Annotated in this window: 19 protein-coding genes; 10 read left to right on the forward strand and 9 right to left on the reverse strand. The window is 69.4% G+C overall.

Annotated elements, in window-relative coordinates; all coding sequences use genetic code 11:
• Positions 1-25 precede the first annotated feature (25 nt).
• The 3 genes from FGX59_RS26125 to FGX59_RS26135 all read right to left on the reverse strand — a co-directional run bounded on the left by FGX59_RS26125 (position 26) and on the right by FGX59_RS26135 (position 3,099).
• Positions 26-1,564, reverse strand: a complete 1,539-nt coding sequence (locus tag FGX59_RS26125) for a tripartite tricarboxylate transporter permease (RefSeq protein ID WP_138470070.1) — start codon at positions 1,562-1,564, stop codon at positions 26-28.
• A gap of 10 nt (positions 1,565-1,574) precedes the next feature.
• A complete protein-coding gene (locus FGX59_RS26130) occupies positions 1,575-2,006 on the reverse strand; it encodes a tripartite tricarboxylate transporter TctB family protein (protein ID WP_138470071.1) in 432 nt (143 codons plus the stop codon).
• Positions 2,007-2,109: 103 nt separating this feature from the next.
• Positions 2,110-3,099: a tripartite tricarboxylate transporter substrate binding protein gene (locus tag FGX59_RS26135; RefSeq protein WP_138470072.1), complete on the reverse strand. Its 990-nt coding sequence runs from the start codon at positions 3,097-3,099 to the stop codon at positions 2,110-2,112.
• 184 nt (positions 3,100-3,283) lie between these two features.
• On the opposite strand from FGX59_RS26135, the gene FGX59_RS26140 reads away from it, so the two are divergent.
• The 3 genes from FGX59_RS26140 to FGX59_RS26150 are packed head-to-tail and all read left to right on the forward strand — an operon-like array spanning position 3,284 to position 6,373.
• Positions 3,284-3,955, forward strand: a complete 672-nt coding sequence (locus FGX59_RS26140) for a response regulator transcription factor (protein ID WP_138470073.1) — start codon at positions 3,284-3,286, stop codon at positions 3,953-3,955.
• Positions 3,948-5,330 (forward strand): sensor histidine kinase, encoded by a 1,383-nt coding sequence (locus FGX59_RS26145; RefSeq protein WP_138470074.1) that lies wholly within the window; start codon positions 3,948-3,950, stop codon positions 5,328-5,330. The genes FGX59_RS26140 and FGX59_RS26145 overlap by 8 nt, the downstream gene beginning before the upstream one ends.
• The gene (locus FGX59_RS26150; RefSeq protein ID WP_138470075.1) at positions 5,327-6,373 is read left to right on the forward strand and encodes an ABC transporter substrate-binding protein; all 1,047 of its coding nucleotides are present in this window, start codon (positions 5,327-5,329) and stop codon (positions 6,371-6,373) included. Before FGX59_RS26145 ends, FGX59_RS26150 begins: the two co-directional genes overlap by 4 nt.
• A 9-nt stretch (positions 6,374-6,382) precedes the next feature.
• Here the strand turns inward: FGX59_RS26150 and FGX59_RS26155 are convergent, their stop codons facing one another.
• From FGX59_RS26155 to FGX59_RS26165, 3 genes are all read right to left on the reverse strand, one after another.
• A complete protein-coding gene (locus FGX59_RS26155; protein WP_138470076.1) occupies positions 6,383-7,762 on the reverse strand; it encodes an aspartate aminotransferase family protein in 1,380 nt (459 codons plus the stop codon).
• Positions 7,763-7,908: 146 nt separating this feature from the next.
• Complete coding sequence (locus FGX59_RS26160; protein ID WP_138470077.1) at positions 7,909-8,937, reverse strand: histone deacetylase family protein; 1,029 nt, start codon at positions 8,935-8,937, stop codon at positions 7,909-7,911.
• Between the two features lie 5 nt (positions 8,938-8,942).
• Entirely contained in the window at positions 8,943-9,632 is a 690-nt protein-coding gene (locus FGX59_RS26165) for a GntR family transcriptional regulator (RefSeq protein ID WP_138470078.1), read from the reverse strand.
• A 119-nt stretch (positions 9,633-9,751) separates the two neighbouring features.
• Here FGX59_RS26165 and FGX59_RS26170 point away from each other — a divergent pair, with 119 nt between their 5' ends.
• From FGX59_RS26170 to FGX59_RS26200, 7 genes are read left to right on the forward strand one after another with little or no spacing between them, the layout of a single operon-like run.
• Positions 9,752-10,519: a class II aldolase/adducin family protein gene (locus FGX59_RS26170; protein ID WP_138470079.1), complete on the forward strand. Its 768-nt coding sequence runs from the start codon at positions 9,752-9,754 to the stop codon at positions 10,517-10,519.
• Between the two features lie 56 nt (positions 10,520-10,575).
• Positions 10,576-12,123: an ABC transporter substrate-binding protein gene (locus tag FGX59_RS26175; protein WP_138470080.1), complete on the forward strand. Its 1,548-nt coding sequence runs from the start codon at positions 10,576-10,578 to the stop codon at positions 12,121-12,123.
• A 48-nt stretch (positions 12,124-12,171) separates the two neighbouring features.
• Positions 12,172-13,149 (forward strand): ABC transporter permease, encoded by a 978-nt coding sequence (locus FGX59_RS26180; RefSeq protein ID WP_138470081.1) that lies wholly within the window; start codon positions 12,172-12,174, stop codon positions 13,147-13,149.
• Positions 13,146-13,979, forward strand: a complete 834-nt coding sequence (locus tag FGX59_RS26185; RefSeq protein WP_138470082.1) for an ABC transporter permease — start codon at positions 13,146-13,148, stop codon at positions 13,977-13,979. The genes FGX59_RS26180 and FGX59_RS26185 overlap by 4 nt, the downstream gene beginning before the upstream one ends.
• Complete coding sequence (locus tag FGX59_RS26190) at positions 13,976-15,601, forward strand: ABC transporter ATP-binding protein (protein ID WP_138470083.1); 1,626 nt, start codon at positions 13,976-13,978, stop codon at positions 15,599-15,601. The genes FGX59_RS26185 and FGX59_RS26190 overlap by 4 nt, the downstream gene beginning before the upstream one ends.
• Complete coding sequence (locus FGX59_RS26195) at positions 15,598-16,503, forward strand: NAD(P)-dependent oxidoreductase (protein WP_138470084.1); 906 nt, start codon at positions 15,598-15,600, stop codon at positions 16,501-16,503. The genes FGX59_RS26190 and FGX59_RS26195 overlap by 4 nt, the downstream gene beginning before the upstream one ends.
• Positions 16,500-17,888: an amidase gene (locus FGX59_RS26200; RefSeq protein WP_138470085.1), complete on the forward strand. Its 1,389-nt coding sequence runs from the start codon at positions 16,500-16,502 to the stop codon at positions 17,886-17,888. The genes FGX59_RS26195 and FGX59_RS26200 overlap by 4 nt, the downstream gene beginning before the upstream one ends.
• Before the next feature lie 54 nt (positions 17,889-17,942).
• On the opposite strand, the gene FGX59_RS26205 is transcribed toward FGX59_RS26200, so the two are convergent.
• From FGX59_RS26205 to FGX59_RS26215, 3 genes are all read right to left on the reverse strand, one after another.
• Positions 17,943-19,589 (reverse strand): hypothetical protein, encoded by a 1,647-nt coding sequence (locus FGX59_RS26205; RefSeq protein WP_138470086.1) that lies wholly within the window; start codon positions 19,587-19,589, stop codon positions 17,943-17,945.
• A gap of 83 nt (positions 19,590-19,672) precedes the next feature.
• Positions 19,673-20,698, reverse strand: a complete 1,026-nt coding sequence (locus FGX59_RS26210) for a polysaccharide biosynthesis protein (RefSeq protein WP_138470087.1) — start codon at positions 20,696-20,698, stop codon at positions 19,673-19,675.
• A 4-nt stretch (positions 20,699-20,702) separates the two neighbouring features.
• Positions 20,703-23,255 (reverse strand): rhamnan synthesis F family protein, encoded by a 2,553-nt coding sequence (locus FGX59_RS26215; protein ID WP_138470088.1) that lies wholly within the window; start codon positions 23,253-23,255, stop codon positions 20,703-20,705.
• Position 23,256 lies beyond the last annotated feature (1 nt).

Here is a 23,256-nt window from a genome sequence, read left to right on the forward strand (position 1 = left end):
GTTTTCTGTCCGGGGATCCGGCGGATCAGTCGGAGATCGCGCCTTCCTCGTCGCCGCGGGCATGCATCCGCGCCTTGACCCGCGCGCCGATGATCAGCGGCAGCACGAAGCCGATGATCGCGACCGCCCAGAGCGTGATGGACAGCGGGCTGTCGATCAGCGTCCACCAGTTGCCGTCGTCGATGGTGATGGCGCGGCGCAGGTTGTTCTCCATCGCGTTGCCGAGGAGCGTGCCGAGGATGATCGGCACCAGCGGCACGTCGAGCTTGCGCAGCACCCAGCCGCCGACCCCGAAGGCGATCATCACGTAGAGGTCGAAGGTCGAGCCCGAGATGCCGTAGATGCCGACGAAGCTGACCATGGCCACGATGGGCATCAGCACTTTCGGCGGGATCATCAGCACGCGGGTGAAGATGCCGACCATCGGGATGTTCATCGCCAGCAGCATGAAGTTGGCGATGAAGAGCGCCGCGATCAGGCCCCAGACCACGTCCGGATTGTTGGCGAAAAGGAGCGGGCCGGGGGTGATGTTCAGGCTCAGCAGCACGGCAAGCAGCACCGCTGTGGTGCCCGAGCCGGGAACGCCGAGCGCCAGCATCGGCACCAGCGCGCCGCCCGCGGCCGCGTTGTTGCCGGCCTCGGGGGCCGCGACGCCGCGCGGATCGCCGGTGCCGAAGGTGTTCTCCTTGTCGACCAGGCGCTTCTCCATCGAATAGCTGATGAAGGAGCCGAGCGACGCGCCCGCGCCGGGCAGCACGCCCGCGATGAAGCCCAGGACCGAGGTCCTCAGCATGGTCGGCGTGCAGGACTTGATCATCGACATCGGCGGGGTTAGCCGGCCGATGACCAGCTTGCTGGGGCCGGCATCGGCATTGCCGTGGCGCTCTTCGAGGAAGATGAAGACCTCGGAGAGGGCGAAGAGGCCGACGATGGCGACGAGGAAGTCGAGCCCGTCATAGAGATGCACCTCGCCGAAGGTGAAGCGCGGCACGCCGGTCTGGGTGTCGACGCCGATCATGGCGAGCCCGAGGCCCAGCATCGCGGCGAAGGCGGATTTCGCCTGGTTCGTCGAGCTGACGCCGCCCAGCGTCATGAAGGCCAGCGCGAAGAGCGCGAAATACTCTGCCGGGCCGAAGAGCAGCGCGATCTTCACCAGCTGCGGCGCCAGGAAGATCAGACCCCAGGTGGCGATGAAGGCGCCGACGAAGGAGGCCAGGCCCGAGAGGCTCAGCGCCTCGCCGGCCATGCCCTTCTTGGCCATCGGATGGCCGTCGAGCACTGTCATCATCGCCGGCTCGTCGCCGGGAATGCCGAGCAGGATCGAGGAGATCCGCCCGCCGTACATGGCGCCGTAATAGACCGAGGTCAGCAGGATCAGCGAGGGCGTCGGGCCGAGCCCGAGGGTGAAGGCCAGCGGGATCAGGATGGCGACGCCGTTCGACGGCCCGAGACCGGGCAGCGCGCCCATGATCGTGCCGAGGAAGCAGCCCAGAAGCGCCAGGCCGATATTCTGGAAGGTCAGCGCGACGCCGAAGCCGTCGGCGAGATTGGCTAGGGTATCCATGGCTTTGTCCTCAGAAACCGAGCGGGCCGCGCGCCAGCGACAGGCCGAGCACGAGGTGGAAGATCACGTAGATGCCGACCGAGGTGCCGATGCCCGTCGCGGCCGAGAGCAGCAGCGTGTTGCCCAGCCGCCAGGACAGGTAGGCGGCGGCGATGGCGGTGGCGAAGACGAAGCCGATCACCGGCAGGAAATGCGCATAGAGCGCCATCACGACGGTCGCGGCGGCAAGCTCGGCAAGGCGGGGCAGGGCGGGCCAGTGCGGCGCGGCATCGGGCTTCAGCGCGATGACGGCCGAGCTGATGCCCAGGATGGCGGCGATGATGAGCGGAAAGGCTTTCGGGCCGACGGCATCGGAGAGGAAGCTTTCCTCGATCTGCAGCGCTGCGAAGGCGAAGCCGATGGCCAGAAGGACGCCGAACACGCCGAAGATGCGATCACTCATAGGAGATCTCCCGTGCGTCGGTGGGGTCGATGGGAAATGGGGGGCGGCAGGGATGGTGCCGCCCCCCGGGGATCAAGCAAGCGGTGTCAGGGGAGGAAGGCGCTTACTTGATGATGCCGATCTCGCGGGAGATCGCCTGGATCTCCGCCACGGACTCGGCGACAAAGGCCTGGAATTCGTCGCCGGAGAGATCGAGCGGCGCCAGGCCATTGACTTTCATGGTTTCCTTCCACTGGTCGGAGGCATAGAGCTCGCCGATCTTCGACACCCAGGCGTCATAGGCCGCGTCGGACATGCCGCCCGGGGCGTAGAAGCCGCGCCAGTTGGCGCCGAGCGCGTCGACGCCCTGCTCCCTGGCGGTCGGGAACTCGGCGAATTCGCCGTCCAGCCGCTCGGGCGCCAGCACCGCGATGACGCGGATATCGCCCGACTCGACAAAGCCCTTGGCTTCGGAGAGGTCGCCCGTGAAGGCCTGGACGGAGCCCGCCAGCAGCTGCGTCACCGCCTCGCCGCCGCCGTCGAAGGCGACGTATTTCACCTTGCGGACATCCTCGATGCCGAAGGCATTGGCGGCGATCAGCACCTTCAGGTGGTCCCAGCCGCCCACGGCCGAGCCGCCGGCCACCGAGACCGAGCGCGGGTCTTCCTTGATCATCTCCAGCAGCTCGGGCAGCGTCTGCACCTTGCTGTCGGCGGCAACCGCGATCACGCCGTAATCGGCGCCGATCGAGCCCAGCCAGCGCACCTGGTCGATGCTGTTGCCTGGATAGGCGCCCTGGGCCAGCCGCGTCGCGGTCGAGGACGAGGCGGCCACGATCAGGTCATTGTCGTCGCTGCGCTTGTTGACCACCTCGGCGAAGGCGACGCCGCCGCCGCCACCGGCCAGGTTGACGACCTGCATGGTCTTCGAGATCAGGCCCAGATCCTGCATTTCCTTGCCGACCTGGCGGCAGGTGAAGTCCCAGCCGCCGCCGGGGTTGGCCGGGGCGATGCATTCGGGGTTCTCGGGCTGGAAATCCTGGGCCAGGGCCGGCAGCGCGGCAGCGCCGATCAGAAGGGCGGCCGCCGACAGGCGCAGTTTGGCGAAAGTCATGTTGTGTTCCTCCGACTTCATGTCCGGGGCGGGGTCCTCCTTCCGCACCGGATCCGGATGGCGCACGCTTTGCGGTTGCGCCGACCCGGGATAATCGGTGACTAGGGGATGAACCTGTCGCCAACCTGTCACGGGTGAAAAACCTGTTCAGGACTGGAATCGCCAGAGCTGCAGAGAGGACGCCATGCGTGTGCTGATGGTCGAGGATGCCGCCGATCTGGCGGAGGCGGTCGCCGCCCAGCTGGGGCGGTCGGGGGCGGCCTGCGACCTGGCGCAGGGCGTGGCGGAGGCCGAGGATTTCCTGGCGGTTCAGGGCTATGACGCACTGATCCTCGACGTGAACCTGCCCGACGGCACCGGCACGGCGCTCTTGCGCCGGATGCGCGCGCGGGGCGACCGGACGCCGGTTCTGATGCTGACCGCCAATAGCGCCGTAGAGGACCGGGTGGGAGCGCTCGACCTCGGCGCCGACGACTACCTGGTCAAGCCCTTCGACCAGCGCGAGCTGGAGGCGCGGCTGCGCGCCATCGTCCGCCGCGAGGCGGAGCAGAAATCCGACGAGCTGGTGCTCGGCCCGCTGCGCTATTCGCCCGCGACGCTCGGCGCCGAGCTCGACGGCCAGCGGCTGCAGCTCACCCGGCGCGAGGCGGTGCTGCTGGGCGCGCTGATGCGCCATGCCGGGCAGACCCAGAGCAAGGAGCGCCTCTACGGCAAGCTCTTCTCCTTCGAGGATGCCGATGTCGGGCTGAACGCGATCGAGCTCTATGTCGCGCGGCTGCGCAAGCGGCTGTCGGGATCTTCCGTGGCCATCGTCACGCAGCGCGGGCTGGGCTACCGGATCGAGCTCGATGGCTGAGCCGCAGAGCCTGCTGACGCGGGTCACGGGCGCGGTGCTGTCTCTGCTGCTGGTCGGCGGCATCCTGGTGGCGCTGGTCTCCTGGGCCAATGGCCGGGCGGCGGCGCGGGAATCCTACGACCGGCTGCTGCTCGGCGCGGCCAGCGACATCGCGGAGTCGATCACCATCCAGGAGGGCCGGCCGGTCGCTTCGCTGCCGGTCTCGGCCTTCCAGCTGCTGGCGCAGGCGCCCGATGACCGCGTCGCCTATGCGGTGCGCGGTCCCGGCCGCGAGCTTTTGACCGGCCATGCCGATGCGCCCGCGCCGCGCGCCCGCGCCCGCGGCGCCGACCCGGTCTTCTTCGACGCCCAGATGCAGGGCGATGCCGCGCGCTATGTCGAGCTGACCCGCCGCTTCGCGGAGCGCGACTTCTCCGGCGCGGTCACTGTGACGGTCGGCCAGACGCTGCGCGCGCGCAACGCGATGGCGCTGGGGCTGACGCAGGGCGCGCTGGCCACGGCGGCGGCGGCGGGGCTGGCGCTTCTGCTGATCTCGGTCTTCGTGATCCGCTCGGCGATGCGGCCGCTGGTGGCGATGGCCGGCGACCTGCTGGCGCGCGACCCCTACGACCTGACGCCGATCGCGACTTCGGGCGTGCCTGCCGAGGTGGCGGTGATGCTGAGCGCGGTCAACCGCTTCATGGCGCGGCTCGACCGGCAGTTCGGCGCGATGCGCGGACTGATCTCTGACACGGCGCACCAGCTGCGCACCCCGGTCGCCGCGATCCGCGCCCAGGCCGAGCTTGCCGCCGAGGAGCGCGACCCCGAACGGCAGCGCCTGGCGCTGTCGCGGCTCTCGGCGCGGACCCGCGGCCTGGGCGGGCTGCTCGACCAGATGCTGTCGCGCGCGCTGGTGATCCACCGCACGGAATCCGTCCCGCGCGAGCCGGTCGACCTGCGCGACGTGGCGCTCGACGTGATCGAGGCGGAGGACCACGCCCATATCGCCCCCGGCGCCGATGTCGGGCTGGTGATCGGCGAGACCCCGGTGACGGTGCTGGCCGATGCCTTCTCGCTGCAGGAGGCGGCCAAGAACCTGCTGGTCAATTCGCTGCGCCATGGCCGCGCCCCGGTCCGCATCGGGGTCGAGGCCGCGGGCGGCGAGGCGCGGCTCTGGGTCGGGGATGCGGGCGAGGGGCCGCCTGCCGACCTGCTGGAGCGGCTCGGCGGCCGGTTCGAGCGCGCCGCCGCCTCGGGCGGGCAGAGCGCCGGGCTCGGGCTGTCCATCGTCGTCTCGGTGGCCGAGGCCTTCGGCGGCCGGGTCGAGATGGCGCCGGGGCCGGACGGGTTCCGCGTCGCGCTGGTCCTGCCGCTGGCGCCGGAGGCGGCGGCATGATCCGGCTGGCGCTCCTGCTCCTGCTCCTGTGCCTCGCCGCGCCGCTGCGCGCGCAGGAGGCGGTGACCCGCTTCGGCACCGGCGCGACCGAGATGACCATCCGCTCCACCACCGATGCGGGCATCTTCCGCCCGGTGCTCGACGCCTTCCTCGAGGCGCATCCGGACCTGTCGATCCGCTACGAGCAATGGGGGTCGAACGCGCTCTATGCGCTCTCGCGCGAGGAATGCGATGCGGGCCGGGCGGGGGCGGATGCGGTGCTGTCCTCGGCGGTCCAGCACATGGTGGAGCTCGTCAACCATGCCTGCGGCTGGACCTGGCGCTCGGCCCGCACGGCGGAGCTGCCGCCGTCGCTGCGCTGGCGCGACCAGCTCTGGGGGCTGACGCGGGAACCGGCGGTGATGATCTACAACCGCGACCTGCTGGCGCCCGCGGACGTGCCGCAGAGCCGGTTCGCGCTGCTCGACCTGATGCGGCAGAAGCCCGGGCTGCTGCGCGGGCGGATCGCGACCTATGACATCGAGGCCTCGGGGCTGGGCTATCTCTTCGCCTTCTCCGACAGCCTGGAGGCGACGACCTACGGCGCGCTGCTCGAGGGCTTCGCGCGCGCGGGCGGGGTGGCGACCTGCTGCTCGGCCGAGCTGATCCGGGCGGTCTCGGACGGACGCTTCCTGATCGCCTACAATGTGCTGGGATCCTACGTGTCGGCGGTGGCGCCGCGCAATGTCGGCGTGGTGCTGCCCGGGGACTACACCCTGTTCCTGTCGCGGGGATACATGATCCCGGCGCGGGCGGCGCAACCGCAGGCGGCGGCGGCGCTGCTCGACTTCCTTCTAGGGGCGGAAGGGCGGGCGCTGATGGCCGCGGCGGGGATGATCGACATGTCGGGCCCCTCCGAGACCGGGCTGCAGCAGAGCGCGATGCGCCCGATCCAGCTGACGCCTGCGCTGCTCGTCGGGCTCGACCAGCAGCGCAGCGCGCAGTTCATCGCCCTGTGGCGGGCGGCCTTCGGCCCGGGCGAGGGCCTGCCGCCCGCGCCCTGAGCCTGCGCCTTAGATCAGGCCTTCGGCCTTCGCCTCTTCGGCGACGGTGTCGAGCGCCGAGCGCAGGCGGGCGAAGATCTGCGCGATGTCGTCCTCGGTGACGATCAGCGGCGGGCAGAGCGCGACGGTGTCATAGACGTTGCGGCAGATCAGCCCGGCATTCTGCGCGGCCTTCGCTACCCGCGCGGCCAGCGCGCCCGGGGTGCCGATCGGCTGGCGCGTCGCCTTGTCGGCCAGCTCCAGCCCGCCGATCAGCCCGGTGCCGCGCACCTCGCCCACCAGCGGGTGGTCGGCGAAGGACTGCAGCCCGGCCTGGAAGATGGGCTCCATCCGCGCGGCATTGCCCATCAGGTCGCGTTCCTCGATGATCTTGAGGTTCTCGATCCCGACGGCGCAGGAGACCGGATGGCCCGAGGCGGTGTAGCCGTGGCCGAAGGTGCCGAGCTTCGCCGAATTGTCGGCGATGGCGTTGTAGACCTTGTCGTTCACCATGATCGCGGCGAGCGGCATGTAGGAGGAGGTCAGCTGCTTCGAGGTCACCATGATGTCCGGGGTGAAGCCGTATTTCTGGCAGCCGAAGGGCGTGCCGAGCCGGCCGAAGCCGTTGATGACCTCGTCGGAGACCAGCAGGATGTCGTATTTCGCGCAGATCTCCGCGACGCCCGGCCAGTAGCCCGCGGGCGGGGTGATTACGCCGCCGGCGCCCATGCAGGGCTCGCCGATGAAGGCGGCAATGGTGTCCGGACCCTCGGCCAGGATCGTGTCCTCGAGCTCCTTGAGCAGGCGCGCGGTGAACTCGGCCTCGGTCTCGCCCTCCAGCCCGAATTTCCAGAAATGCGGGCAGGTCAGGTGGGTGACCGGGATCGCGGGCAGGTCGAAGTCGCGGTGGTTGGCCGGCAGGCCGGTGAGGCTGCCCGAGGCGACGGTGATGCCGTGATAGGCCTTGTTGCGGGCCAGGAACTTCTTCTTGGCCGGGCGGCCGAGCGCGTTGTTCATGAACCACACCATCTTGATGACGGTGTCGTTGGCCTCGGAGCCCGAGTTGGTGAAGAAGGCGCGGTTCAGACCCTCGGGGGTCATCTCGGCCAGCTTCTCGGCCAGGCGGATGGCCGGCTCGTTCCCCTTGTGGGCGAAGGTGTGGTAGTAGGGCAGGGCGTCCATCTGGCGGACGGCGGCCTCGCGCAGGCGCGGCTCGGAGAAGCCGACGGCGACGGACCAGAGCCCGGCCAGGCCCTCGATGTATTCCTTGCCTTCGCTGTCGTAGACGCGCACGCCGTCGCCCTTGGTCATGACCAGCGGCCCCTGCTCTTCATGCGCGCGCATGTTGGTATAGGGGTGCATCGAATGGGCGATGTCGGAAGCGTGGAGCGAGTTCGGGATCTGGTTCATGGGGACTCCAAGGGAAGCAGCGCCGGAGCGCGGAGGGCGCCCGGCGAAATCTGTCGACATCAGGTCAACCAGATCGCCGGGTGCAAGTATAGGGCCAGCGGCGACGGGCGATCAGGCCAGACGGTCCGGCCCCGCCGCCGGCGCGCTCAGCCGCGGCCGAGCGCGCCCGACAGGAAGCTTTCCAGCGAGGTGGTCAGGTCCTCGGAGAGGTAGCCGCCCTCCTGCACCAGCACGGTCGGATAGCCCGCCGCGGCGATCATCTTCCCGGCCTCGCGGAACCCGTCCCAGCTGATCTTCATGCCTGCCAGCGGGTCGTTCTCGTGCGCGTCGAGCCCGAGCGGCACGACCAGCGCGCCGGGGGCGAACGCCGCGATCCGCGCCAGCCCGGTCTCGATCGCCGCCAGCCAGGCGTCGTCGGTCGTGGTCCGGGGCAGCGGGATGTTGAGGTTGAAGCCCTCGCCCGCGCCCTCGCCGGTTTCATGGGCGTAGCCGACGAAGAACGGGTAGTAGCTCGCCGGATCGGCATGGATCGAGACGGTCTGCACATCGGCGCGGCCGTAGAAGACGCCCTGCGTGCCGTTGCCGTGATGGACGTCGATATCCAGCGTGGCGACCCGGGCATGGCGCGTCCTCAGCCGCTCGACCGCGATGGCGGAGACATTCATCAGGCAGTGCCCGGCGGCGGTGTCGGCGGTCGAGTGGTGCCCCGGCGGGCGGGTCAGCGCATAGGCCATGGGATCGCCGGCCAGAACGGCCCCGGCCGCGGCCACGGCGCAATCGGCGGCGCGGCGCGTCGCCTGCCAGGAACCCGGCCCGATCGGCGCCGAGGTATCGCCCATGTGCCAGCCCGCGCGGCCGACGATGCTGTCCCGCGGATAGGTCGAGCCTGCCTTCTGGGCGAAGACGTTCGGCACCACTTCGGGCCCGCAATTCGGCAGTTTCTGCCATTCGTCCCAGGCATGTTCGAGGAAATCGAGGAAATCGGCCGTGTGCACTGCCTCGAGCGCGGCGCGCGGCGCCTCGGGCGGGGTTTCGGTCGCCAGGCCCAGCCGGTCCAGCCCGGCCAGGAGCAGCCGCGCGCGCTCCGCCTGTTCGGCATTGTGCAGCAGCCTGCCATGGGTCAGGCGGAACTGCGGGTCATGGGCCTCTGTTTCGGGGGCGTAGAAGCACTTCATCTTGGTCACTCTTCAAGCAGGCGGAATTGCTGGGTGACGAGGCGGCGCGCCTCGCCGATATGGTATTCGATGGCCGAGCGCGTGGCGGTCTCGTCGCGGGCGCGCAGGGCGTCGAGGATCGGGACATGCGTGTCGGCAATCCATTGCGGGTCGCCGTAGAGCCGGCCGATCACCATGACGCAGAGCTCGGTCTCCTTGGCGAGCTGGTCGAAGATCGCCGAGAAGCGCGGATTGCCCGAGGCGGCGATCATCCGGCGGTGGAACTCCATGTCCGCCTCCATCTGGGTCAGCATGTCGACCTCGTCGGAAGACACCCGGCGCAGCTCGCCGATCTGGTCGTCGAGCGTCTCCAGCGCCGCATCGGGCGCCTCGCGCACCACGCGCAGCGCGGCCGAGACCTCGATCACGATGCGCAGCTCGTAGAGATCGTCGAGCTCGCGGGCCGAGATCTTGCGCACGAAGAAGCCGCGATTCGGCTGGTAGTCGACCAGTCCCGAGCTTTCCAGCAGCCGCGCCGCTTCGCGCACCGGCGCGCGGCTGACTCCCAGATCGCGGGCGATGACCGATTCGGAAAGCCGCGATCCCGGCTTCAGCTTGCCGCGGATGATCGCCTCGCCCAGCAGATTGGCAACGCGGTCGACCAGGCCGTCGCGGCCCAGAGGCGAGAAATGTGCAGGGGAATCGGGCTTGTCCATAGGCTCTTCTGTCCGGAAAGATCGGCAAGACGCTAACTGTCCTGATGTCGACTGTCGACAATTTCTTGACATAGATCAAGGAGCGGTTTCTGTTCAGGCTCGTGACAGAGGAGTTTCCGATGCCCGACGGCATGACCGACCCGATCGCCGCGCTGCGCCGCGACCTTGCCGCCGCCTACCGGCTGATTGCCCTGATGGGGATGGATGACGGCATCTACACCCATATCTCCGCCCGCCTGCCCGACGGGCCGGACGGGCAGAAGCGGTTCCTGCTGAACCCCTACGGGCTGCGCTTCGACGAGGTGACCGCCTCGAACCTGGTGACGATCGACGAGACCGGCGCGGTGATCGAGGATCCCTATGGCGCCGGGGTGAATGCCGCGGGCTTCACCATCCATTCCGCCGTGCACATGGCGCGCCATGACGCGGTCTGCGTGCTGCATACCCATACCGTGGCGGGCGTCGCCGTCAGCTCGGTGAAAGAGGGGCTTCTGTCCCTCAACCAGTGGTCCGCGCAGTTCCACGACCGCATCGCCTTCCACGACTACGAGGGCATCGCGCTGGATCTGGCCGAGCGCGAGCGCATCGTGGCCGACCTGGGCGACCGCTCGGTGATGCTGCTGCGCAACCACGGCACGCTGCTGCTGGGCCGCTCGGTCGCCGAGGCGGTGAAGTACGCGATCAATCTCGAACGCTCCTGCAAGGCGCAGGTGGCGGCGCTGTCGATGGGGCTGAGCCCCGTGGTGCTGCCCGGCGAGGTGGCCGAGCATACCGCCCGGCAATACGCCCGCATGTACGACAAGATGGAGCTGGAAGGCGTGGCCGATCCGGAATGGGCGGCCATCCTGCGCAAGGTCGAGGCCGAAGCGCCCGATTTCGCCGCGTGACACGATCCCGGGCCAACCGGGACGGCACTTGAACACGAAAACCGACAGGGAATCCCATGCAATATCTCAAAGCGACGACCTTTCTCATCGCCGCCGCCTTCGCCGGCCATGCCTTCGCCCAGGAGGCCGGCGGACGGCTCGACATCGTGGTGCAGCCCGAACCGCCGGGGCTGATGCTGGGGCTGGTGCAGAACGGCCCGACCCAGCTGGTGGCGGGCGACATCTACGAGGGGCTGCTGCGCTACACGACCGACCTGGAGCCGGAGCCGGGCCTGGCGGAAAGCTGGGAGATCTCCGAGGACGGGCTGACCTACACCTTCCATCTGCACGAGGGCGTCAAATGGCATGACGGCGAGCCCTTCACCGCCGAGGACGTGGTCTTCTCCGCCGATGTCTTCCTGCGCGAGACCCATGCCCGGCTGCGCGCCTCGCTGGCCTATGTCGACACGATCACCGCGCCGGACGACCTGACGGTGGTGTTCAAGCTGAAGGAGCCCTTCGGCCCCTTCATCTCGGTCTTCGAGGTCGGCACCATGCCGATGATCCCGAAGCACATCTACGAGGGCACCGACTACGCCACCAACGAGATGAACGCGACGCCGATCGGCACCGGCCCGTTCAAGTTCGAGGCCTGGGAGAAGGGCAGCTACATCCACCTGGTCAAGAACGAGGACTACTATGTCGACGGGCTGCCCTATCTCGACGAGGTCTACTACCGGGTGATCCCCGACGCGGCCTCGCGCGCGGTGGCCTTCGAGACCGGCGAGGTCGACGTGCTGCCCGGCGGCTCGGTCGAGAACTGGGATGTGGCGCGGCTGACGGAGATGGACGGGGTCTGCTCCACCGGCTCGGGCTGGGAATTCTTCGCGCCGCTGGCCTGGATGTGGCTGAACAACCGCGAGGGGCCGACCTCGGACGTGCGCTTCCGCCAGGCGATCATGTACGCGATGGACCGCGAATTCGTCCGCGACGTGGTCTGGAACGGCTTCGGCAAGATCCCGACCGGACCGGTGGCCTCGGCGACGAACTTCTACTCGGACGACGTCACGCAGTACGACTACGACCCGGACAAGGCCAAGGCGCTGCTCGAGGAGATGGGCTATGACGGCGAGACCGTCCGCGTGCTGCCCTTGCCCTATGGCGAGACTTGGCAACGCTGGGCCGAGGCGGTGCGCCAGAACCTCTCGGAGGTCGGCATCAATGTCGAGATCGACTCGACCGACGTGGCGGGCTGGAACGAGAAGACGTCCCAGTGGGACTACGACATGGCCTTCACCTATCTCTACCAGTATGGCGATCCGGCCCTGGGCGTGTCGCGCAACTACACCGCCGACCGCATCCAGAAGGGCAGCCCCTGGAACAATGTCGAGGGCTACGAGAACCCCGGGCTCGACGCGAAATGGGCTGCGGCCGCGACCATGACCGACGCGGCGGAGCGCCAGGCGGCCTATGACGAGATCCAGAAGGAGATCGTCGACGACGTGCCGGTGGCCTGGCTGCTGGAGCTGGAATTCCCGACCATCTACCGCTGCAATGTCCATGACCTGGTCACGACTGGCATCGGCCTGAATGACGGCATCCGCAACGCCTGGATCGAACAGTAACCTGTCCCGCCGGTCCCTCCGGGGACCGGCCCCCGACCGGAGGCCCCCATGGCCGTGCTCGCCCCCATCCTCGGGCGGCTGGTCAAGGCGCTGATCACGCTCCTTGCCATCGCCGTCCTGAATTTCTTCCTGATCCATGCCGCGCCGGGCGATCCGGCCGTTGTCCTGGCCGGCGAGGCCGGTGCCGCCGACGAGCAGATGATCGCCCAGCTGCGCGAGCGCTTCGGCCTCGACCAGCCGTTCCATGTCCAGCTCGGTTCCTATGTCTGGAACATCGTGCGGCTGGATTTCGGCTATTCCTTCCGCCAGGGCGCGCCTGTCCTGGACCTGATCCTGGAACGCTTGCCCGCCACGCTGATCCTGACGCTGACCGCCTTCGTCATCTCGCTGACGCTGGGCATCGCGCTCGGCGTCGCCGCCTCGGCGCGGGTCGGCAAGGCCTCGGACAGCGTCCTGACGACGCTGGCGCTGCTGTTCTACGCGACGCCGCTCTACTGGGCGGCGCTGATGGCGGTGCTGGTCTTCTCGGTGGAGCTCGGCTGGCTGCCCGGCTTCGGCTATGAAACCGTGGGGGCCGGCTATTCCGGGCTGGCGCGGATCTGGGACGTGATCAAGCACCTGATCCTGCCCGCCTCGACGCTCGGCCTCTTCTTCATGGCGGTCTACATGCGCATGACGCGCGCCTCGATGCTCGAAGTCGCGCAGATGGATTTCGTCAAGACCGCCCGCGCCAAGGGCCTCAGCGGTCCGGTGATCCGCCGCCGCCACATCCTGCGGAACGCGATCCTGCCCGTGGTGACGCTGGCGGGCCTCCAGGCGGGGCAGCTGGTCGGCGGTGCCGTGCTGACCGAGACGGTCTTTGCCTGGCCGGGCATCGGGCGGCTGATGTTCGAGAGCCTCGCCGCGCGCGACTACAACACCATTCTCGGCGTCTTCCTCGTCTCGGCCGCCATGGTCATCGTCTTCAACATCCTGACCGACCTTGTCTACCGGCTGGTCGATCCCCGCATCGGAGCCCGCGCATGATCCGCCGCTTCGCCTCCAACAAGGGCGCCGTGATCGGCGTCCTCATCCTCCTGATCGTCATCGGCCTCGCGCTCTCGGCGGACCTGCTCTTCCCGCGCGGTCCCTGGGCGATGGTGCAGCGGCCCTTCCTAGTGCCCTTCACGATGGACGGCTTTCCGCTGGGCACCGACACGCTGGGCCGCGACGTTGCCGCCGGCCTCGTCCATGGTGCGCGGGTTTCGCTGCTCGTCGGGCTCGTCTCCACCATCGTGGCGCTGGCCATCGGCGTGCCCTTGGGCGCCGTCGCGGGCTTCTACGGCGGCTGGGCGGACGAGGGCGCGATGCGCTTCACCGAGTTTTTCCAGACCATCCCCAACTTCGCGCTGGCCATCGTGCTGGTGGCGATCCTGGAGCCGACGCTGACCTCGATCACGCTGGCCATCGCGATCGTCTCCTGGCCGCCCGTCGCCCGTCTGGTCCGGGCCGAGGTCATGGCGGTGAAAAGCCGCGAATATGTCGATGCCGCGCGGCTGGCCGGGCTGTCGAATATCCGCATCCTGACCGGCGAGGTGCTGCCCAACACCGTCTCGCCGATCATCGTCATGGCGTCCCTGATGGTCGCCACCGCGATCCTGCTGGAAAGCTCGCTGTCCTTCCTCGGCCTCGGCGATCCGAACGCGATGAGCTGGGGCTACATGATCGGCGCGGCGCGCACCGTGATCCGTTCCGCCTGGTGGCTGTCCTTCTTCCCCGGCGTCGCGATCCTCGTCACCGTGCTGGCGCTGAACCTGATCGGCGAGGGGCTGAACGACGCGCTGAACCCGCATCTGAGCCGGAAGGGAACCGCATGAGGACCGTGCTGTCGATCCAGGACCTGTCCATCGCCCTGCCGAAGGGCGCGGACCGGCCCCATGCCGTCGCGGGCATCTCCATGACGATCGCCGAGGGCGAGATCCTGTGTGTCGTGGGCGAGAGCGGCTCCGGCAAGTCGATGACCGCCAATGCGCTGATGGGGCTCTTGCCGCCGGGCGTGACCGTCGACGGCGGCCGGGCGGTCTTCGACGGGCAGGACGTGCTGTCCCTGCCCGAGACCGAGCGGCAGAAGCTCCGCGGTTCGCGCATCGCGATGATCTTCCAGGAGCCGATGACCGCGCTCAACCCGCTGATGCGGATCGGCGAGCAGATCGCCGAGGTCTTCGCCGCCCATGGCATGTACGGCCCGACCGAGCGCGAGAAGCGCGCGCTGTCGCTGGTCACCGAGGTCGGCCTGCCCGACCCGGCCAAGATCATGCGCGCCTATCCGTTCCAGCTCTCCGGCGGGCAGCGGCAGCGGGCGATGATCGCCATGGCGCTGGCGCTGGAGCCGGAGCTGTTGATCGCCGACGAGCCGACCACCGCGCTCGACGTGACGACGCAGGCGCAGATCCTCGAGCTGATCCTGGACCTGCGCCGCCGCCGCGGCATGGGGGTGATGTTCATCACCCATGATTTCGGCGTGGTGGCCGAGATCGCCGACAAGGTGATCGTGATGGAGAAGGGCATCGCGGTGGAGCAGGGCACCGCGGCTGCAGTGCTGGAGCATCCGCAGCACGCCTATACCCGCCGCCTGCTCGACGCGATCCCCACCGGGCGGCTGCCGCAGGCGCGCAAGCTGGAGCACGCGCCGGTGCTGGAGCTGAAGGGCCTGCGCAAGGTCTACCGCACCGGCGGCGGCCTCTTCCGCGAGGCGCGCGAGGTGCGCGCGGTCGACGATGTCTCCCTGACCATCGCCCGCGGCGAGGTGCTGGGGCTGGTCGGCGAAAGCGGCTCGGGCAAGTCGACGCTGGGACGCACGGTGGTGCGGCTGGTCACGCCCGATGCCGGGCAGGTGCTGGTCGGCGGCACCGATCTGGCGGCGCTGTCCGAGGAAGAGCTGCGCCGGTCCCGCAACAAGGTGCAGATGGTCTTCCAGGACCCCTATGCCTCGCTGAACCCGCGCCACCGCATCCTGCGCGCGCTGACCGCCGGGCCTGTCGCAATGGGCAAGCCGAAGGCCGGGGCCGAGGCGAAGGCGCGCGAGCTGCTGGAAATCGTCGGTCTCGGCGCGGAGGCGGCCAACCGCTTCCCGCATGAATTCTCCGGCGGCCAGCGGCAGCGGATCGGCATCGCCCGGGCACTGGCCATGGAGCCCGAGCTGATCGTCGCGGACGAGGCGGTCTCGGCGCTCGACGTGTCGATCCAGGCGCAGGTGCTCGACCTCCTGCGCGACCTGCGCGCGCGGCTGGGGCTGTCGATCCTCTTCATCACCCATGACCTGCGCGTCGCCGCGCAGCTCTGCGACCGGATCGCGGTGATGCAGAAGGGCCGGCTGGTGGAGATCGGCGGCGTCCATGACATTTTCCTTTCGCCGCAAGAGGCTTATACCCGGGACTTGCTGGCGGCCGTGCCGGGCGCGGACTGGGCGGCGGAGAACAGGACAAGAGGGGTCTCATGATCGGCGTAGTGAATAGTCAGGGGTTCGACATCCTCGATTTCCACGGCAAGGCCTTCGCGGAGCACGCGCCGGAGCTGACGCTCCTGCGGCCCGAGGAGGTCACGGATCCGGCGGCAGTGGAATTCGTCATCACCTTCCGCCCGCCGGAGGACTGCTTTGCCCCCTATCCCAACTTGAAGGCGGCGATTTCCTCGGCTGCCGGGGTGGACGGCATCCTCGCCTGTCCTTCGCTGCCCGCGGGCATTCCCGTCCTCCGGGTCGAGGATCCGGACCAGGCCCGGCAGATGGCGGCCTTCGCGATCTTCCACGTGCTCTGGCACCACCGCCGGATGGATCTGCATCTGGAGGACCAGGCGGCGGAGCGCTGGAACCGTCCGGCCCATGGCCGCAGCCCCGAGACCCGCCGGGTCGGCATCATGGGCTACGGAAATATGGGCCGCGAAATCGCCAGGGCCTTGGCCGCGCTCGGCTATCCGGTCGCGGTGCTGGCGCGCCGCCCGGTCGCGGCCGAGCCGGGGGTGGAGGTCATGCTCGACCGCGCGGCCTTCCTGGCGCGGACCGACATCCTGATCAATGTCCTGCCGCTGACCGACGAGACCCGCGGCTGCATCGACGCCGCGATGCTGGCGGCGCTGCCCGAGGGCGCGGCGCTGGTGCAGATCGGCCGCGGCGAGCAGCTCGACGAGGCGGCGCTGCTGGCCGCGCTCGACAGCGGGCACCTGGCGGGGGCGTCGCTCGATGTCTTCGCGGTGGAGCCGCTGCCCCGGGGCCATCCGTTCTGGCAGCATCCCCGGGTGCTCGTCACCCCGCACACGGCCAGCGCGCCGGAATCGAAGAATGTCGCGCTTTCGATCAGTCGCAGCCTCGCGGCGCTGCGCGACAGCCTGAAGGACACCGCATGACCGATCCCAACGGGCTGTCGGCCCGCGCGCTTGCCGCCGCCGTGACGAGCGGCCGGATGACCGCCGAGGCGGTGACCGCCGCCACGCTGGAGCGTGTCGCCCGCGCCAATCCCGCCATCAACGCCATCGTGCAGGATTGCGGCGAAGAGGCGCTTGCCGCGGCGGCGGCGCTCGATGCGCGGATCGCGGGCGGGCAGGGCGGCGGGCTGCTGGCCGGCGTGCCGGTGACGATCAAGGTGATCTCCGACCAGAAGGGCCATGCGACGACCAACGGGCTGAAGGCGGCCGCGGAACTGGTGGCGGAGCAGGACGCGCCCTTCCTGCGGCGGATGCGCGGCGAGGGCGCGCTGGTGGTCGGACGGACGAACACCCCGGCCTTCTCCTATCGCTGGTTCACCTCGAACCTGCTGCACGGGCAGACGCTGAACCCGGTGAACCACGCGCTGACCCCGGGCGGCTCCTCGGGCGGGGCCGGGGCGGCGGTGGCCGCGGGGCTCGGCCATATCGGCCATGGCACCGACATCGCCGGTTCAATCAGGTATCCGGCTTATGCCTGCGGCGTTCAGGGGCTGCGCCCGACCGTCGGGCGGGTGCCGCAGTTCAACGCCACCGGGGCCGAGCGGTCGGCCGGGGCGCAGCTGATGGCGGTCTCGGGGCCGATCGCGCGGCGGATCGACGACCTGCGGCTCGCGCTCGAGGCGATGTCGGGCTACGATCCCGAGGATCCCTGGAGCGCGCCGGTGCCGCTCTCGGGGCCGGAGGTGCCGCGCCGCGTCGCGCTGGTGCCGCGGCCGGACGGGATGGCGGTCGATCCGCGCATTCTCGACGATCTCGACCGCGCCGCCGCGATGTTCCGCGCGGCGGGCTGGGAGGTGGACACCCCGGCCGCGCCGCCCTTGGCCGAAGCGGTCGAGCTGCAGACCGATCTGTGGCTCTGCGACGGCTATGACGGACTGGTGGCAGCAGCCGAGGCCGAGGGCGATCCCGGCGCGCTGACCGCGCTCGGCCAGTTCGCGGAACGGGCGAAGGCGCTCGACGGCGCGCGCTTCGGCGAGATCTTCCGCCGCCGCGCAACGCTGGTCCGCGCCTGGCGGCGCTTCCTGGCGGACTGGCCGGTGGTGCTGATGCCGGTCTCGGGCGAGCTGCCCTTCAAGGCCGAGGAGGATCTGGCGGGGCCGGTGGCGCTTGCGCGGATCTGGACCGCGCAGATGCCGCAGATCGCGCTGCCGGTGATCGGCGTTCCCGGTCTTTCGGTGGCCTCTGGCGTCGAGGCGGGCATTCCCTCGGGCGTGCAGCTGGTCTCTGCGCCCTGGCGCGAGGATGTCGCGCTGCGCGCGGGCGAGGTGCTGGAGGCAGGCTTCGGGATCCCGGAACTCGCGGGCTGAGCCCGCGCCGGAAAGGTCGTCTCCGCGGGCGGCCGGACCGCCCGCGGAGCGCGGTCAGGACTTGCGCTGCCGCAGCATGGTGATGACCGAGCGCAGCGGCTTGGTCGCGCGCCAGGAGGTGCTGTTCTCCATCGCCAGGATCCACTCCTCCAGCCGCAGGCGCTGCTCGTCCGACTGGCGGGACAGCTCTTCGACCAGCTTCTCGTGCTCGGCCTTCAGCGCTTCGGTGGCGCGGTCGTGATTGTCCTGCTCGTCGGCGATCTGAGAGCGGATGCGGGCGGCCTCATTGCGGGCTACGTCGAGTTCGCGGGTCAGCGCGCGGCGCTGCGCGATCTGCTCGACCAGCTCGGTCTCGCGGCGGCGCAGCGTCTCCTTCAGCTCGCTGCGGATGCGGCCGTCATGCTCGGCATTCGACTCCATCCGGCCGATCTCGGCGCGCAGCCCGTCCATCTCGGCGCGGGCCTCGTCCACCTGCCGGTCGCGCTGCTTCAGCATCTCCTCGAAGGAGATCCCGCCGGCCCCGTCCATCAGGTCCTGTGCCGCGCCGACCCGCTTCTGCACCTGGGCCGCGGCGCGGCGCGACAGGGCGGTGAGCTGGCGGGTGTTCTGGTCGAGCCGGGATTCAAGCTGGGCGATCCGCGCGGCGCTTTCCTCCTGGCGGCGTTCCAGCGCCTCGCGGGAGGCGATCGCGGCCATCAGCTCGCGATGCAGGTCGTCGCGCTCGTGCTCGCGCTGGGTCAGCGCGCTGCGCATCACCGCCAGCTCGTCGGTGGTCGCGGCATGGGCGGCCTTCTCGGCCTCCAGCCGCTCGCCCGCCTGCCGGAACTCCGCCTGCAGCGCCATCTGCAGGGAATTGCGCGCGGTCTCCTGCTCGGCCACGTCCTGCCTGAGCGCGCCAAGCTCGGCCGAGAGCGCCTCGGCACGGTCCCGGGCGTCGGCTTCGGCGCTGCGGCTTTCGGCCAGGGCGGCCTCCATCTCGGCCAGCTTGGCCTGGAGCGCGGCCAGATCCGTCGGTGCCGCGTCACCGGCCCCGCTCGGCGCGGGTTCGTCCGCGGGTGCGCCGCGCAGCGCGTCGAGCGCGGCGTGATCGGCCGGATCCTCGCCCGCGATCTGCCAGCGCGCGAAGATCTCCAGCGCCCCTTCAGCGGTGCCGGGCTCGGGCTGGCCCTCAAGCAGCGCGGCGATCTCGTCCTCGGCGCTGCGCGCGGAGCGCGGCCAGCTCAGGTCGAGGGCGCGCCCGGCGGCGGCAAGGCTCTCGACCGGCGTGCGCGCCAGCAGCGGCAGGCCGATGATGCAGCGCGACAGGCCGCGGGTCGCGGCCTCGGCGGCCAGCAGGTCGCCGGTCGGGGTGCCCGCGTCATGGACCAGCAGCAGCCGGAGCTGCCGCCCGGCCGTCGCGGCGGCGGTGCCGAAAAGGGGCAGCAGCGCCGCGATCTGCGGATCCTCGATCAGCGCCACCTGGGCCCTGCCGTAATCCGCCTCGAGGATCTCCGCCGCCCGCGCCGAGAGCGCCGCGGCGGCCTCGTCCCCGGTCCCGTCCTCGCCGGTGACGGCCAGCGCCTCGGCCGCCAGCGCCTGCAGCGCGGGCGAGATGGCATGGCCGCCACGGGCGGGGTCGAAGGCGCCCTCGGGCAGGGTGGCATTCAGTTTCGCCAGGATCCCGGCCATCAGCGCTGCCGCGCCCGGCGGGACCCCGATCACGGCAAGCGCAGCCTTCGGCTTTGCGCGGGGCCGGGATTTCGCGGTTCTCTTCCTGGAAGATGACGTAGCCATGTCGCGCGTCCTCAGCCGGTCCGTCCGACCTGCTGGCGGACCTGGGCAAGCTCCTGGCGCATGCCATGGACCGACTGCTCCAGCTCGGTGATCCGGCGGGCCTGGTCCATCGTCAGCAGCAGCAGGTGCTCCAGCGCGCGGTGGCGCAGCGCGTCGACATCCGGCTGGTGGTAGGTCTTGCGGGCATCCTTGCGGATGTCGATGCCGAAGATCTGCGTGATCTCGTCGAAGAGCGGCGCATGCGCGTCGACGATCTCCTGGGTCTTGGTGTAGTCGAACATGCCCGCGGCGAGCTCGGCCAGGTCCGGTGAGCTGACCAGATCGACATTGGCCGTGGCGCGGTCGAATTCGGTTGGCAGCACCTGGCCTTCGCGCATGCCGTTGAACACGGCGCGCAGCGCGTTCTCGGCCGGGTCCTTGCGTTCCAGCGTGTTCTTCTCGGGCATCGGCAGGAAGAGGTCGAGCAGGCCGGAGAAATCCTCGACCACGTCCATGCCGCTGCGGAAATGGCGCAGCGAGATAAGGTCGCGATGCTCCCGCGCCCAGGCACGCAGTCCGGAATAGGTCGAGACCATCGCCGTAGTCGCCTCGCCATAGGTCGGGATCCGTCCCGGCATCGTCTTGTGGTAGAGCGCCCACTGGTTGTAGGCGGAGGGCAGCCAGCTATAGGGATCGCGGGCGTAGATCACCACCTTGACGTCGCAAAGCTGCTTCAGCTGGGCGAGGAAGGGCGCGAATTGCAGCGGATAGCCGTAGATCGACTCGTTCGAGATGATGAAGCGGTCATTGCCGGTATTCTCGGCCAGCTCCTTCAGCGCCCGGTGGAAGTCGGCGGCATGCTGCGCCATCGCCTCGGGGCCGGAGGCGAAGAACCGGTCCTGGCCGCCATAGCCGACGAAATCCGGAGACAGGATCCGGAACCAGAGGCCCAGATACTGCACCCCCAGCTTTGCCAGGTGCTCTTCATTGGCGCCGAGGACCTGCTGGATCGACGAGGTCCCGGTCTTGCCCATCCCGACGTGAAAAATCGCTTCCATAGTCTTACACCCTCTGTTCGTCGGGCTTGCTGACGAAAATGGCGTCCAGCCCCTGCTGGACCGCCATGGCGGGCCAGAGCCGCTCGATCATGTGGAATTCGGTCCCGTCATTCGCAATCGGTTCGTTCGGCCAGGGATAGTCGGGGCCGAAAAGGTCGTTCATCGCGTCGATCACCGGGCGGCGGACCCAGAACATGTTGCCCACCGGGAAGACCAGCGGGTTCTGCGGCAGCGGTCCGGGCAGCTTCGGCTCGAATTTCCGCGCCAGCCGCCGCGAGGCGTTCCAGCCGACGAAATGCGGCTCGAACGGCGCCACCAGCCCGGCCTGCTCGTGGCCGATCTCGATCAGCGCGGAGGAAAGGCCGGTCGTGTCGCCAAGCAGGATCCGCATCAGGAAGCGCCGCCAGACATCTCCGCCGGAGGTGGAGGTCAGCGACTTCTTCTGGTGGATATGGCACCAGATCTCGTCTTCGGGATAGGCGCCGGGCTCCTGGAAGAGCTCCATGAAGGGCAGGATGTCACGGCCGCGATTGGGCACAAGCCGGATTTCCGGCTCCAGCCCCTGGGCGCGCATGATCCGGGTGATCTCGTCGCCCTTCTCTCCGGTGTCGGTGGTCACGACGATGCGCCTGGCGTCGCGATAGGCGGCGTGGCGCTGGATGTCCTCGGCCAGCTCGTCGGTGTAGAAGGCGTGGATATGCATCGAGAAGGCGGGGGCATCCGCCCGCGAGGCCTGGGCGTAGCCGGCGATCCGGCAGCCCTTGTGGATCCAGTTCTCCGAGCGCTCCAGGGCCTGGGCGGCCTCGCGCGGGTCGCGCCACAGCATCCGCCGTCCGTAGCGCAGGATCTTCTGGCGCTCGCGCTCGCGGAGCGGCGCATCCTCCTCGTCGCCGGAGAACAGGATGGGCAGGTCGATCTCGGTTGCGCCACTGACGAAATAGCTCTGGTCCGCCAGGCGGGCCTCCAGCGCGTCGCGGATCGCGGCGAAGAGCTTCGGCATGACCACTTCGGGCACCGGATCGGGCGAGGGCTCCTTGCGGGGCATCGAGGTCAGCGCGTCGACCGCGGCGGCGGGGTTGCCGTATTCGACCTCCTGGAAGTGCGGCGCCTCGCGATAGGCCGGATCCGAGAAGCCGGTGGCATCGGCGAAGCTCACCACCCGGCAGCCGCGCTGGGTCGCGTCGAAGACCACATTGGGCAGCGGATCGAGCCGCGAGGCCAGGAACATCGCGTCCGAGGCCTTGAGCACGTCGAAATAGTGCGGGCCCGCGGGCAGGAAGAAGAGGTTGCCCTCGGGATTGCCGGCCCCGGCCTGGCGCAGATGGTAGTCGAACCAGACGCCGAAGCCGATATCCTCGATGTTCTGGCCGTCGCCGATCCACAGGAAGACCGTGTCGGGATCGCGCATCGCGGCGATCTGCGAGGCCATGACGAAGATGTCGGTGCCCTTGCGCCACTGGATATGCCCGGCGCCGCAGACCAGCCGCACCTTGGAGAGGTCGCGGCCGAGCAGCTCGGAGAGGTTGCGCCGCGCGCGCTGGTAGTCGGCCTGGTCGACCGAGCCGAAGATATCGGGGCGCTGCGGCACGATCAGGGTGTCGCGCGCGATGTCGAACTCGATATCGGTCAGGCGTCCGGTCCAGGACTCGCGCACCAGTTCGGAGGAGTAGATCACCAGGTCGGCGAAGAGGCCGATCAGGGTCGAGGTCCAGACCGGGAAGGAATAGTCAGCGAATTCGTGCAGATAGGCGCAGAAGGGCATGTCCTGCGCGACCAGCGGCGCCACGAAGAGCGCGCATTCGACCGAGTTGAGGATCGCGAATTCGATGCTGTCGAAGGCGTCGCCGCTGAAATACGGGAAGTCGATCTGCGGATTGGCGGTGATGACCACCTCGCAGGCATGTTCTAGGAACTGCTCCTCCAGCTCGCCGCCGCGCAGCGCTGCGATGACGACATTGTAGTCCTTCGCCGCCTCGCGCAGCAGGTCGCGGCCGACGATCGGCGCGCCGGTGCGGGACATTTCATGCACCGCGATCATGCAGGTCGGCAGGTCCGGCCGGAACGGCTTGCGCCCCGCCTTCTGGTTCTTGCGGACATCGGCGAGGGTGCGGCGGCCCGTCTCGTAGAAGCCGTAGCGCAGGTAGTGGTGCAGCGGATCCATCCCGGCGGCGACGATGTCCGGGTGCCATTTGAGATAGCCGCGCATCGAGAAGTCGGACATCAGCCCGTCGACCGGATCGCCGAGCAGGATCAGCTCGCAGGCGAGCTTCGCGGCTTCGGGATCGCCTGCCGCCATGGCCGCGGCCAGGTCGGGGTCAATGACCAGCGAGGCCAGCGCCACGTCGATGGCGGGCTGCTGCTGGTGGTGGATGTCGTAGAAGGTCGCGACGCGTCCGGGCTCGCCCTCGCGGCCGCGGTAATGCGCCTCGAGCACTTGCGGATCGCCGCCGAGCTGGGGATGCAGCGCGCCGTAGATGACGGGGTCGAACCGGAAGTCCGGACGCGAGTCCAGGACTTTGGCGATTGCAGCATATTTGCGCCAGATATCGTCCAGCATG

It is taken from the genome of Poseidonocella sp. HB161398 (assembly GCF_005870025.1).
Lineage (GTDB): Bacteria > Pseudomonadota > Alphaproteobacteria > Rhodobacterales > Rhodobacteraceae > Mangrovicoccus.